Origin of the sequence: Muricauda brasiliensis, from assembly GCF_003057865.1 — a bacterium.
GTDB lineage: Bacteria > Bacteroidota > Bacteroidia > Flavobacteriales > Flavobacteriaceae > Flagellimonas > Flagellimonas chongwuensis.
Window position 1 is genome coordinate 134,354 of the sequence record NZ_QBTW01000003.1, and the last position, 12,028, is coordinate 146,381.

The following is a 12,028-nucleotide window of genomic DNA, read 5'->3' on the forward strand; positions in this document are numbered from 1 at the left end:
TCATGGAAAACGTCAACAAAGAAAAGTACAACAGAGCCAAAAAACGAGTGGATGAACTCAAGGGCTTTTATATCCATTTGGCCATTTATGTGGTGATAAATGCCTTTATTCTGGTAAACCTGTATCTAAGGAGCGACGACTTTTGGAGATGGGAGCATTTCTTTACTTTAATTGCCTGGGGAGTGGGAGTTCTCTTTCATGCATCAAAAACCTTTGGTTTCAACCCATTGTTGGGTAAAGACTGGGAAGAGCGCCAAATCCAAAAGTACATGGACGAGGACAAAGAAGAAATGAACAAATATAAATAGGATGATGGTTAACAAACATACCGTTAGGGAGAACGCCGAAAAGCGGGTCAAGGAGCTCAAAGGATATTATAGGCACATTTTCATCTTTATTGTTGTTAACGGCTTCTTATACCTACTTAAGACCGGAGTATTAAACTCGTTGTTACCAGAAACGTTTCCAAAAGAATCGTACTACTACGATTGGATCAATGCAAACATCTTGATTTGGGCCGTGATCTTGGTCGTACATACCTTAATTCTGCAAAGGCATAAATTCACGTTCTTTAAAAAATGGGAAGCACGGCAGATTCAAAAATACATGGAAGAGGATAGGGGTAAAGTGGATAAATATAAGTAACAATCTAGATGAGGGGCTTTTGAAATTGCGAGATTGAATATTTTAGTAGTTCCCATTGGATTTTATCCCCTGGATTTTTCTTAATGAGAAAGGAAGACAAGGGGGGTAGGATAAACCAAAAAATGATAAAATAAAACGAACCATTACCAAACCGCAAACCAAACCTATATGAATGTTCTGATTATTGAAGACGAAAAACCGGCAGCAAGAAGATTGTCCAGATTGCTCTCAGAATTGGAAATGGAGGTCTCCACCATGTTGCATTCCGTAGAAGAATCCATAGCATGGTTTCAGGATAATCAACACCCCGATTTAATCTTTTTGGACATCCAATTATCCGATGGACTTTCCTTTGAAATTTTTGATGAAGTCGAGGTGAAAAGTGCCATCATTTTTACCACCGCTTATGATGAATATGCACTCCAAGCATTCAAGTTGAACAGCATTGATTATTTGTTAAAACCCATAGACGAAGAAGAGCTGGAAAGTGCCGTAAAAAAGTACCGGAATTTTAAGCCGGAAAATCAAAAAATCCCCATCGATTTTAACGACATAAAAAAGCTTTTGGTGAACCCCTTGGAGCGCGAATTCAAGAAACGGTTTACGGCTAGGGTAGGGCAACATTTAAAAATTATAAACGCCGATGAGGTGGAGTGTTTTTATAGTGAGAACAAAGGTACTTATGCCGCTACTTCGGATGGAAGAAATTATTTATTGGACACTACCTTGGAACAGTTGGAAGAGGAGTTGGAACCACAGACATTTTTTAGGGTCAGTCGAAAATTTTACGTGAACATCAATCACATAGGTGACATCATTTCTTATACAAATTCAAGACTCCAAATCAAGTTAAAACGGTTTGATGAGCATGAAATAATCGTGAGCAGGGAACGAGTCAGGGACTTTAAGTTGTGGTTAGAATAAGATGATTTAAAAACCTGATTATTAAACTTTTAATAAAACAAAAAATATGTTATAAGTTTTTCTTATAGTAGGTTTTTTAGGCTAAAAGCCTACTTTTCTTCCACTCGGTTGTCATCAAAAGCAGAAGGAAGAAGTTTAGGTATCAATTTAATAAAAATGGGGAGAAGAATCGCTCCTCCGGGTAACATAAAAATTGCCAAAGAGGGAATACTTTTGAAAATATCCAGTAGCTGGTTTTGAACTTTTTTCTTCTCTTCGTTACTCAAATCCTTCACGGTCGACTTGGATAAAAGTGCGACCAATTCCCTACTTTCGGTCAGCTCTTTTTTTAATCTTTTGCTGTTTCTAAGAATTAATTTGCTCACGTTTTTGGACATCCCATCATAGAATTGAACGGCCAAATTTTTGTTGTTCAGATAGGCGATTTTCTCTTTGTTTTTCTCGAAGAAATTCATCACAAAATCGAGCTCAAATTCTACTTCTTTTTTGGACTTTCCAAGGTCCTTTCCAAGACCAAAAATATAGTCCGTTTCAGAGTAGTCCAACGTCTTATCTTCCCATATGGTCAAGCACGCCATGTCCAGAAAATAATCCTTCTCGTTTTTGGTGAAATTCCGGGTCAATAAATCCGAATATTCGCCTTCAAATTTCGCATTGTCCAGATCAACATAGGTGAGGGAAGACCCCAACAATTGAATTAATTTGGCATCCGATTCATGTGTTTCTTTGGAGTTGAGTGCATGGTACACAATATTAATGGTGACATACTCCAAAAGTTGTGCATGGCTCATCATGTCTTTATCGCTTCGGAGATAAATTATGAAGATGAGAATATCTACATAGAGTAACGAATTGGTCAAACTATTTCCGAGTGCCCTGCTAAAAGTGTTGTCGCTTAAATAGATTCGAGAATCAATCAACTTTTCCAGTTGGGAAATTGTTTTTGAACCGCTCAATATCTTGCTCAAAAACGAAATCTTGCTCACATTCAAAGATTGATAATATTCGAATACTTTGTTTACAAAGGCCTCGAAATCGGTCTTTCCAACCTCAAATGTATAGGTGTAGTATAAAGCGGTCAGCAGATTGATCTTGGCAATCTCGTCCTCGCTCAGGGTGTGTTCCACTTCTATAAATGATGGAATGCTTAAATGGACACCGTAAATGAAACCATTTGTTTTGAGTTCTCTGTACAAACTGTCAAAGTCTTCAAAACGGGAAGACTCTTGAGCTACTAGGTGACCAAACTTGTTGATCCAGCCAGAGGCGGAAGGGTTCATGGATATATTTTAACGCTTCAAAGTAAAACAATTTCTCTGACTTTGCTTTGGTACAGGCCAGTGTCTTCGATGAAATTTTAACATTTTAAAACCAAACCGCGTACTACGCAGTTCCGTAGGTAGAGTAGATACAAGCCCTAAAACAACAATTAAAATGAAGATAATAATACAATGTATTTGTTTGCTTCTAGCCTTAACGATTCTGATTTCTTGCGTTCAAGAACCGGAAGTGTTCAAAACAAACAAATCGGACTATGATCACTTTTTAATATCAGGTCCGTTAAAGACTATACCCGCAAATTTACAGTTTGAAGTAGAAGCCAATAGTGACAGCATGCAATTGCCAGATTTGTGGAACTTGACGGATGATAATATGCAAATTTTTAAGGAAACCGGGGATGTCAAATTCCTAAAAAATTCAGCGAAGACCTTAAAAAAGGCGATTGAGATGGCTACTATTGAAAAACCTGGATTTATAAGGGCTTTGTCCAATAATTACATGTTGCAGCACAGGTTCAAGGAGGCTTTGCTGTTGGCAGAAGAGGCAAGAGCTCTAGGTACCGATGTGGAGGCGACCCAGAGTTTGCTGTTTGATCTTCATATGGAATTGGGCAACTATGGGCTTGCAAACAAATACTTGGATAGCATCAAGGATGTATCGAGCTATGAGTATTTGGTCAGGTTGGCTAGGTGGAACGATTTCAAGGGTCATTCTGATTCCGCCATTAAGCTCATGGAAAAAGCGACCGAGAAGGCAGAGATTTCCCAGAATGAAGACTTGTTATTGTGTTCCTACGTCCATTTAGCGGATTATTATGGAGCTACGGGACATATAGAAGAAGCTTACAAACTATATCTCAAGGTGCTTGAAATATCGCCGCAAGATGCAAATGCAAAAAAAGGAATCGCTTGGATTGTGTATTCCTACGAAAGAAATGGTATAGAAGCACTTCGGATTTTGGACTCCATTACACAAAAGAACAAATCCCCCGAATATTATTTGTTGAAAGCAGAGATCGCAGCTTTTATAGATGATGATATGTTAAGGGTTCAGGCATTGGATGATTATTATAAAATGGCGGGTAAAAACACGGATTATGGCGATATGTACAATGCCCATAACGTGGATTTTTTACTGAGTATGGATGTAGAACAACGAGCTTATGAATTGGCGCAGGAAGAGGTGAGTATTAGACCTACACCTGAATCTTATGGGTGGTTGGCCTACAGTTTACTTCATTTGGGAGAAAAGGAAAAATCAATGAAGGTTATCGAAGAACACGTAATAGGTGTCACCCATGAGCCTGCTATTTTGCAACGTGCTGCCGAGATTTACAAAGCAAACGGAAAACAAGATAAGGTTAAAGCGCTAAAAGAAGAATTATTGGGGGCAACCTACGAGCTTGGCCCCATAAAGGAAGCAGAGGTTGCCAGTTTGTGAATTTCCCCCGCTAAAAGCAAGGTTGAAGACCGATAGGGTCTCGGCTTGGTTGTTGTTTTTAGGTACGCCATGGTATTTTTGCCATGGCGTTTTTTTAATCATCGGCAATAGCGTTTTGGGTCTCGCTTTCTTGCTCTTTCAAGATTTCAATACCTTTTTGTATGACCAGATTGGTAGGGATGGTAATTCGTTTGCCATCATCCGTGCGCATAAATAGATAGAATCCGCTGATATCCTCAACTTTTCCGGTCCAGTCAAAATCCTTGTCCATCACCCTAATTCTGTCACCCAAACGTAAAGGATGGTTAAAAAAGAGGATAACACTTGCCGTAAGGTTGGAAAGGATGGACCATTGCGCTACGAAACCAACTCCCAATATGGCCAAAATAGAGGAAATAAATACTGAAAAATCTTCAAAATTAACACCCCATATCAAGGAAATGCCGATAAAGGCCAGCAGGTAGAACATCAAATTGCTCAAGTAAAAAATGATTTTTCTACTGTTCATATCAATGGAACTTGTTCTGCCGAACCGCCGAATAGCCCTTTTGCTGAAAGAGTTGAGCGTAATGATAATGGTCAAAAGAATGATGGTGAACAAAATCTCGGATTTGAAGGACATAGTGTCAATCATGATGCTTCTTAGTAAATTTGATTTATATTGATAAGTCTAAACTACGAATAAACCCTTTCATATTTTTAAGCCATGAAAACAGATTTTGAAGAAAATTCGTGGGTAATCAACTACTCTCCCGAAAATTACTCTAATCACAAATTCTCATTGGAGAACGATTTATTGCTTTCAAAAGGCGACAAATCCATTACTTGGGTAAACACCTATGGTTTGGATTACATGGAAGAGTTTAGGCAAATGGTGAACGGCAATGACCTTGATGACTTTTTACTGCGTTTGCTCTTGAACCAAAAGATGGGAAACAAGGTAATAGTCCTGGAAGACCAGTTGTTCATTGCAGCCAGAATCCTTAAAACAGAACACGATACTATGGAGTCCGAGCAAATGTATTTTGTGGTCTCAAAGGATTTTAATTGGTGTATCCAAGAAAAGTGGGGGGATCATTTTGATTGGATTCGTCAGCGAATTTTCGAAAACAAGGGTATCATCAGAAAAAAGCGAGCGGACTACTTATTGTTTTTTATTCTAGAGACCTTGATCACCAATTACAAAGATAAGTACGAGGAAACGGTAGTTATGGAAAATGCCTTGGATGCCATCGTAAAACGTGAACCAACCCCTGAGTTTATGTTCGAGGTAGAACAGAAAAAAGCGGTGATACAAGATTTTAAGAAAGCAGCACAAGGTCTTAGGGACATCATCATAAAGTTGGAACGAGTTCAGGTCAAAGGCTTTCACACCAAATATTTTAGTGAGCTTCGCGAACAGATAAATGGTCTTATTGCCGATATCGATTCAGATATTATGGAACTCGAAAGCCAAATAAACCTCTTTTTCAGTGTACAGGGACACCGTTTGAACGAGGTAATGAAGACCCTGACCATCTTTTCAGTCGTGTTTATTCCTCTAACATTTCTGGCCGGCATTTACGGGATGAACTTTGAAAACATGCCCGAGTTAAGGTCTCCCTACGGATATTTTATCCTCTTGGGCGTAATGCTTATTGTAACCATAATATCCATCGTCATTTTTAAACGAAAAAAATGGTTTTGATGGATAGGTCTTTTTCATTTTGATGGCTTAGTGATTCCTCTTTGTCATCCAATGATAAACATCATATTCTTGAAAAACACAGCTCGGTAGATTTGTCTCATCATTTTAAATAATACACGATGAGAAAAAAAATACTTGTAGCGGTTATCGCTGTAATGGCACTGACAAATTTGGCAATGGCACAAGATGCCCCAGCGGACAATGGTGGAAAATGGCAGTTTAGATTAAGGGGAATCGTGGTCTCCCCGGATGAAAGCGCGGATATTGAAGCTATTGGCGGAGATGTTGATATTTCCACCTCAATTGTTCCTGAATTCGACATTACCTACTTCTTTGATGATAATTGGTCTATGGAATTGATTTTAGGAACTACGAAACACGATGTAAAGGCAGTAGAGACTGCCGTAGGAGAAATCGATTTGGGCCATGTTTGGTTGTTGCCCCCGACACTTACAGGTCAATACCACTTTACCGGAGGCAATTTGGTTCCCTATGTTGGGGCAGGGGTGAACCTTACCTTATTCTACGGTGTTGATGAAGGACCAACTGTTGATGATATCGACTATGATACGGCTGTTGGCTTTGCTCTTCAAGGTGGGTTTGATTATATGTTGAACGATAAATGGTTCCTGAACTTTGACGTAAAAAAACTGTTCTTGAATACCACCGCGACCGTGGATGCTACCACTGCTTTAGGAGCAACAGTAGGCGCAGACGTAGATATAAACCCATGGATTTTTGGATTCGGAGTGGGTATTAAACTTTAATATTTGATTGTTTTTTTAGGTAATCTAAGTTTTGAAGGTGGTTGGTTTGGCCGGCCACCTTCTTTTTCTTAGGAGCCTACGGCACCAAGGGTATACAATTGCTCCAATGTTGGTGTTTCGCTACCGCCTTCGGGTTCCAAAGTAATACCAAACGCTTCCGATTCATTCGCGTTTTCCAATGTAAATAGCTTCGTGTCCACCGATGCAAAATCATCCAACAATCCAATGCTGGTGGGTGTTAGTGGGTTCAATTTTAAGGACCAGACCTGATAGGTAAAACCTTCCGGTGGTTCGGGAAGTCCCTTGGCATCAATAATCACTTTGCTTTCTTCTTTGTTCCAATAGGCCTTTGCATAAGAAGAAGGAGACACCGTTTGTCCACCAAGTGCAATCACTGTAACGTTTTGGTCTCTTATATCTTCAAGGAGCGACTCTTTATAAGTAATTTCCTCTTGGGTATCCGATAGGATATCCTCCAAACTTTGTTTCTCTTTGTTGGTAAGCTCTATTTCGGATTGTAGCTTGGAATTCTCCGTATACATCCAGAACAATCCGACTGCCAATAGCACCGATGCTGCCCATCCCAAATAACTGCCCCAAGAGGTTCCTTTGCTGGAGGTACCTTCAGGTGTAAATGGAATAATATCATCTATTCGTGCTTTTATCTTGGTAAAACCATCCGAAGGCATCTTCGGTGACGCTGCTTCGGTAACTGCAAGAATAGCTCGCTCTATAGCCTCTATCTCATTCCTTATTTCAGGATATTGAATAGCATAATGTTGCACCTCCAAGTTTTCCTCTGTGGACAATGCTCCTGCAACATATAGTTCCAATTTTCCAGACGCTATGTATTCTTTCACATCCATGCTCATGCCATATTTTTTCTAATATTCGAAATACAGCTTCTTATTCTCGTTTTGATGGTGCCGACCGGTGTATCCAGTTCTTTGGCAGCTTCTTTTTGTGTATAGCCTTTAAAATAAAGCATATCAATTAGCAAAATGCACTTTTCCTTTAATCCTTTTAATAAAGACTGAAGTCCAATAGTGTCCATTCTACCATTAAGATCTTCGCCGTTTTCATAGATACCTACGAGAGAATCTACGGGGAGGTTCTTTTTTTGATTTTTATGGGTTTTTGAGCGCACTTCGTCGATTGCGGCGTTACGGGCTATGTTCAAAATCCAAGTAAAAAAACGGCCTTTGGAAGTGTCGTACTGGTCCGATTTTTCCCAGATTTTCACGAATACATCTTGACAGATTTCTTGGGAACGCTCCCTATCGTTCACAATTACATTGATTACCCCACATATATTTTCAGCGTACATATTGTACAGGGTTTCAAAGGCAGCACTGTCCTTTTTCTGAAATTTTTCTATGAGGTTGTCCAATTGCATAACCGGTTGGTTAAAGATATAAAAAGTTGGCTGTGTTTTTACTATTCAATATTGATTCCCTTAAGCACCAATGTTTTCCATTCGGGATGTTCTTTCAGATATTTGGCAACAAAGGGACACAAAGGTATGAGTGTCCAATCTTCCTTTTTGATATGTTCCAGGCTTTGTTTGATAAGTTCAGAGCCTATGCCCTGGCCTTCGTGACCTGGGGGGACTTCGGTATGGGTAAGGTATATTTTTTCTTTAGCTTTGATATATTCAATTTTTGCTATATCGCCATTATCCAGTTCAAACTGGAACCTTTTGGCGGATTCGTTATCTACAAGTTGATATTGCTTTTCCACAAAATTTTAGTGATTGGTTATCGGTAGCTTAATGCGCCCGATGGACATTTTGAGATTTGTTCTTTCAATTGCTCGGCGGTCGCGTTTTCAGCTTTTATCCAAGGTTTTTCTTTGGGGTTATAGACCTTTGGTAACATTTTCACGCAAATTCCGGCATGTTGGCAAAGTTCGGGTTTCCATATCACGGCTATTTCCCCGTTAGAATATTCTTTCATAGCACAACAAATTGAAATAAAAAAAGAGCTGCCCGAAAGCAGCTCTGAATTGTTTTTACTGAATGATACCTGTACAAGCGATTCTTGCACCGGCAGCTCCGGATGGTTGGGAGGTGTAATCATCCACTCCTTGGTGAACGATTACTGCTTTGCCCAAAATGTTTTTCTTTTCGTCATCGCAACCAATGCACCATTCGTCCGTAGAAAAATCTACTGTAGCATTTCCATCTGCATCAGCGGTAAAGTTACCGATGTCACCTTTGTGGTAACCATCTTCAGCTCCCCATTTACCATGTTTTTCAAAAGTTGGGTTCCAGTGTCCTCCTGTTGATTTTCCATCTGCGGAAGAACAATCTGCTTTTTCGTGAAGGTGGATGGCATGTTCGCCTTCATCAAGCCCTGTAAAGGTAGCTTTCATAACAACATTGCCATTCTCTTGGGTAAAAACAACCTCACCGTTCACATTACTGTCGCTTTTAGGTTCCATGCTAAATGTAATGGATTCGGGTTCAGTAGTTTCAGCCATTTGGTCCACGGTTTCTTCAACTTCCTCAGTTGCTTCTTCTGTCTCTTTTTTAGCTTGTTTGCAGCTAAAAGCCATTATAAATACTAGCGCTAAGGCTATTGCTTGTATACTTTTCATTAAAATGAGTTTTTAGATTAACCACTAAGTTAGGTATTATTTATGCCGCTGTCAACCATTCCCGTGCTCTATTGATCAGTTTTTTTGCCCTTAAACAATCCTCTTAAATCTGGATTGTAAAAAATGGCCAACTGTAACCTGTCATAAACAGCATTGGCAAACTGATTTCTCAAGTAACCTAACTGTACACTAGTGTTTTCGGTAACATTCACACCAACAGCACCATACAGCCTGTTTTGACCAAATAGGTCATCCTGTAGATTGATGAACAATTCATCATAAAAATTGAGAAAAAAGGTGTTGGTAAGCGGTAAAGTCATTTGAATACGATAGCGCGCCCGATGTTGTGTATCGGTGGTTTCCCCAAAATCCAAAAACCGTTGTTCTAAACGGTAGCGATGTTCGAACAGAAACTCCCAAACCTTGTTTTTTAGAATAAATTGTTCAAAAATCCGATGCTCCTTGGAATTGACCTCGCCTTCAAACTCATAAAAATTGTTGTCGGTATCTATAAATGCATAACCTCCTGTTGCAATGGCATTTGAATCGATATGGTAATTAAGTCCCGTTCTCAACAACATTTGATTGAAGTTGCTAGCGGTCTCGTAAAACCTGAACTGAGCCTCCGTATGAATGCTGAATCGTTCCGAAATTTTGTTGCTACCGAAGTACATGTACCAAGCTCCCATTTCATCTTCGCCCGGTTGTTGTGCATGTATGGTTAATATTCCAAGTAGTGTAAATAGGCCTGTTAGTCTTTTGATCATTTATCTTCTTCTTTTATCGGCGTGCTTTTATCTTCTTTTAAGTACTCGTCCAAAAATTCCAAAATTTTACTGTATGCCGTAATTTGATTTTCTTTTTTCACGAATCCGTGACCTTCATCCTCAAACAGGACATACTCTACGGGCACACCATTTTTGCGGACTCCGGCAACAATTTCGTCCGACTCTGCCTGAAGCACCCTTGGGTCTTGCGAGCCTTGAAGGACAATCAAAGGTTTGGTGACTTTGTCGGTATGGAACAGTGGGGAAATCTCCTTTAGGCGAACGGAATCTGCGCTGTAAGGATCGCCCAACTCCTTGTAAAGTGCATCTTTAAAGGATTCCCACCATGGCGGGATGCTTTTAAGGGTTCTCATCCAATTGGTTACTCCAAAGAGATTGACCCCCACATCAAATTCTTCCGGTGTATAGGTCAAGGCCGCCATGGTCATATAACCACCATAAGAGCCGCCAATGATTCCAATTTTCTCCCCATCAATTTCGGGCTGTTGGGCCAACCAGTTTTTACCTTCCACGCAATCCTTAAGATCTTTATCTCCATGGTTCAAATCGTCCATTTGGTAAAAGGTTTTACCATAGCCGCTACTTCCTCGGTTGTTCACTGCCAAAACCGCATAACCATGGTTTACCAAATATTGAATAAAGGAGCTAAAGTTTTGACGTGATTGCCCGCCAGGGCCACCATGCACCCAAACCAAAGCGGGCACTGGATTTTCCTCTGTTGCCTGATGAGGCGTATAGTAAATGGCCGGGATTTCCACGCCATCAAAGGATTTATACCGGATAACTTTAGCCTTTACCAAATCTTGGCCTTGGATTTCCGGATTAAGAACGTCCGTCAACTTTTGTTGTTCTTTGGTCTCAAGGTTATAAACGAAAAGATTAGATGGCGTGTGCGAGCCACCTGCATAAAAACGCATCATGGTTTCGTCATCAGAAAAACTTACGTTGGTGATTTCCATGTTTTCGATAGTGGGCAAATCAATGTTTTCGCCTGTTGCAACTTCCATAACCTCTATGGTGTTTTTGGCGTCTTCATTGATATATGTGACTTGATAGGTGCCATTATCCGTGAAATAGCTGCCCAAAATATCCCAGTCCCGTTCCAATGTCTTCTTGTAGGACGCGTCTGCCAATGTGTATTTCATCAAATATGAAAACTCGCTGCCATCATCGGTGGTGTAATAGAATGCAGAACCATCGGGTGAGAAATCCTGAGAAGAGTTTCCGCTTTGGTTTTTGTTGATTTTGATAAGTTCCTTCGACTCTAAATTATGAAGGAACAGGTCGCTATCGTTCGTATTGATGGATTTGCTCAAAGCAACATATTTTTCATCGGGCGAAACCACACCAACATCATAACCGTCATCATTTTGATAAACCAGTTCTGAAGTTAAACTTTCCAAATCCATTTTGTACAGATCCATAAAACGTTTATCCCGTTTATTGGAGCCATAAAAGAATGCGCTTTTATCCTCGGACCATTGGTAGAAAAGGGAGCGTGCCCCTTCTTCTGGAGTAAGGTCCTTGTGGCTTCCATCTGTATCTCGTACAAAAATGTGATAGATTTCATCTCCATTGTTATCCATTCGGAACAACATCCGCTCATCTTTGGGGAAATAGGAAATAGAAAATACGGAGGAGCTATCCGACTGGGAAACCGGCATCATTTCACCACCTGCTGTGGGAATGGTATACATATTGTAAATACCCGAACGATTGCTGGATACCAACAGTTTGGATTTGTCAGGTGAAAAACTTCCTCCTGCAACAGACTCATTATCCATCATTTGACCGATGGTGTAGGTCTTCATGGTTTCAGCTATGGTAGGCTCTTTTTTTTCTTCTTTACATGCCCAGATGCTGGTAACCAAGGCAATGGCCAATATTTTTTTCATTGT

The 12,028-nt window shown here is 40.0% G+C and carries 15 protein-coding genes; 6 read left to right on the top strand and 9 right to left on the bottom strand.

The window, feature by feature from the left end:
• The first annotated feature begins 2 nt into the window (after positions 1–2).
• The 3 genes from DCK90_RS02325 to DCK90_RS02335 all read left to right on the top strand — a co-directional run bounded on the left by DCK90_RS02325 (position 3) and on the right by DCK90_RS02335 (position 1,569).
• Entirely contained in the window at positions 3–308 is a 306-nt protein-coding gene (locus DCK90_RS02325) for a 2TM domain-containing protein (protein ID WP_108244720.1), read from the top strand.
• A gap of 1 nt (position 309) precedes the next feature.
• Positions 310–645 carry a 2TM domain-containing protein gene (locus DCK90_RS02330; protein WP_108244567.1) on the top strand — a complete coding sequence of 112 codons (336 nt, stop codon included), beginning with the start codon at positions 310–312 and terminating at the stop codon, positions 643–645.
• A gap of 168 nt (positions 646–813) precedes the next feature.
• Positions 814–1,569: a LytR/AlgR family response regulator transcription factor gene (locus tag DCK90_RS02335; RefSeq protein WP_108244568.1), complete on the top strand. Its 756-nt coding sequence runs from the start codon at positions 814–816 to the stop codon at positions 1,567–1,569.
• Positions 1,570–1,658: 89 nt separating this feature from the next.
• On the opposite strand, the gene DCK90_RS02340 is transcribed toward DCK90_RS02335, so the two are convergent.
• Positions 1,659–2,849 (bottom strand): LETM1-related biofilm-associated protein, encoded by a 1,191-nt coding sequence (locus DCK90_RS02340; protein ID WP_108244569.1) that lies wholly within the window; start codon positions 2,847–2,849, stop codon positions 1,659–1,661.
• Between the two features lie 154 nt (positions 2,850–3,003).
• On the opposite strand from DCK90_RS02340, the gene DCK90_RS02345 reads away from it, so the two are divergent.
• Positions 3,004–4,290, top strand: coding sequence for a tetratricopeptide repeat protein (locus tag DCK90_RS02345; protein WP_108244570.1), 1,287 nt, complete (start codon positions 3,004–3,006; stop codon positions 4,288–4,290).
• 94 nt (positions 4,291–4,384) lie between these two features.
• On the opposite strand, the gene DCK90_RS02350 is transcribed toward DCK90_RS02345, so the two are convergent.
• Positions 4,385–4,924, bottom strand: a complete 540-nt coding sequence (locus tag DCK90_RS02350) for a mechanosensitive ion channel domain-containing protein (RefSeq protein WP_108244571.1) — start codon at positions 4,922–4,924, stop codon at positions 4,385–4,387.
• A gap of 72 nt (positions 4,925–4,996) precedes the next feature.
• On the opposite strand from DCK90_RS02350, the gene DCK90_RS02355 reads away from it, so the two are divergent.
• On the top strand, positions 4,997–5,977 hold the full coding sequence (locus tag DCK90_RS02355; protein WP_108244572.1) for a CorA family divalent cation transporter: 981 nt from the start codon (positions 4,997–4,999) through the stop codon (positions 5,975–5,977).
• A gap of 119 nt (positions 5,978–6,096) precedes the next feature.
• Positions 6,097–6,744, top strand: coding sequence for an OmpW/AlkL family protein (locus DCK90_RS02360; RefSeq protein WP_108244573.1), 648 nt, complete (start codon positions 6,097–6,099; stop codon positions 6,742–6,744).
• 68 nt (positions 6,745–6,812) lie between these two features.
• Here the strand turns inward: DCK90_RS02360 and DCK90_RS02365 are convergent, their stop codons facing one another.
• The 7 genes from DCK90_RS02365 to DCK90_RS02395 all read right to left on the bottom strand — a co-directional run bounded on the left by DCK90_RS02365 (position 6,813) and on the right by DCK90_RS02395 (position 12,025).
• On the bottom strand, positions 6,813–7,610 hold the full coding sequence (locus tag DCK90_RS02365; RefSeq protein ID WP_108244721.1) for an anti-sigma factor: 798 nt from the start codon (positions 7,608–7,610) through the stop codon (positions 6,813–6,815).
• Between the two features lie 2 nt (positions 7,611–7,612).
• Positions 7,613–8,140 carry an RNA polymerase sigma factor gene (locus DCK90_RS02370; RefSeq protein ID WP_108244574.1) on the bottom strand — a complete coding sequence of 176 codons (528 nt, stop codon included), beginning with the start codon at positions 8,138–8,140 and terminating at the stop codon, positions 7,613–7,615.
• A gap of 41 nt (positions 8,141–8,181) precedes the next feature.
• Positions 8,182–8,484 carry a GNAT family N-acetyltransferase gene (locus DCK90_RS02375; protein ID WP_108244575.1) on the bottom strand — a complete coding sequence of 101 codons (303 nt, stop codon included), beginning with the start codon at positions 8,482–8,484 and terminating at the stop codon, positions 8,182–8,184.
• Between the two features lie 17 nt (positions 8,485–8,501).
• Positions 8,502–8,699: a (4Fe-4S)-binding protein gene (locus tag DCK90_RS02380; protein WP_108244576.1), complete on the bottom strand. Its 198-nt coding sequence runs from the start codon at positions 8,697–8,699 to the stop codon at positions 8,502–8,504.
• A gap of 55 nt (positions 8,700–8,754) precedes the next feature.
• Entirely contained in the window at positions 8,755–9,342 is a 588-nt protein-coding gene (locus DCK90_RS02385; protein WP_108244577.1) for a superoxide dismutase family protein, read from the bottom strand.
• Positions 9,343–9,410: 68 nt separating this feature from the next.
• Positions 9,411–10,109, bottom strand: a complete 699-nt coding sequence (locus tag DCK90_RS02390) for a DUF2490 domain-containing protein (protein WP_108244578.1) — start codon at positions 10,107–10,109, stop codon at positions 9,411–9,413.
• Complete coding sequence (locus tag DCK90_RS02395; RefSeq protein WP_108244579.1) at positions 10,106–12,025, bottom strand: S9 family peptidase; 1,920 nt, start codon at positions 12,023–12,025, stop codon at positions 10,106–10,108. Before DCK90_RS02395 ends, DCK90_RS02390 begins: the two co-directional genes overlap by 4 nt.
• Positions 12,026–12,028: the final 3 nt, after the last annotated feature.

Coding starts and splice junctions, on each gene's coding strand:
- DCK90_RS02325 (WP_108244720.1), top strand. CDS start 3: ATGGAAAACGTCAACAAAGAAAAGTACAACAGAGCCAAAAAACGAGTG.
- DCK90_RS02330 (WP_108244567.1), top strand. CDS start 310: ATGATGGTTAACAAACATACCGTTAGGGAGAACGCCGAAAAGCGGGTC.
- DCK90_RS02335 (WP_108244568.1), top strand. CDS start 814: ATGAATGTTCTGATTATTGAAGACGAAAAACCGGCAGCAAGAAGATTG.
- DCK90_RS02340 (WP_108244569.1), bottom strand. CDS start 2,849: ATGAACCCTTCCGCCTCTGGCTGGATCAACAAGTTTGGTCACCTAGTA.
- DCK90_RS02345 (WP_108244570.1), top strand. CDS start 3,004: ATGAAGATAATAATACAATGTATTTGTTTGCTTCTAGCCTTAACGATT.
- DCK90_RS02350 (WP_108244571.1), bottom strand. CDS start 4,924: ATGATTGACACTATGTCCTTCAAATCCGAGATTTTGTTCACCATCATT.
- DCK90_RS02355 (WP_108244572.1), top strand. CDS start 4,997: ATGAAAACAGATTTTGAAGAAAATTCGTGGGTAATCAACTACTCTCCC.
- DCK90_RS02360 (WP_108244573.1), top strand. CDS start 6,097: ATGAGAAAAAAAATACTTGTAGCGGTTATCGCTGTAATGGCACTGACA.
- DCK90_RS02365 (WP_108244721.1), bottom strand. CDS start 7,610: ATGGATGTGAAAGAATACATAGCGTCTGGAAAATTGGAACTATATGTT.
- DCK90_RS02370 (WP_108244574.1), bottom strand. CDS start 8,140: ATGCAATTGGACAACCTCATAGAAAAATTTCAGAAAAAGGACAGTGCT.
- DCK90_RS02380 (WP_108244576.1), bottom strand. CDS start 8,699: ATGAAAGAATATTCTAACGGGGAAATAGCCGTGATATGGAAACCCGAA.
- DCK90_RS02385 (WP_108244577.1), bottom strand. CDS start 9,342: ATGAAAAGTATACAAGCAATAGCCTTAGCGCTAGTATTTATAATGGCT.
- DCK90_RS02390 (WP_108244578.1), bottom strand. CDS start 10,109: ATGATCAAAAGACTAACAGGCCTATTTACACTACTTGGAATATTAACC.
- DCK90_RS02395 (WP_108244579.1), bottom strand. CDS start 12,025: ATGAAAAAAATATTGGCCATTGCCTTGGTTACCAGCATCTGGGCATGT.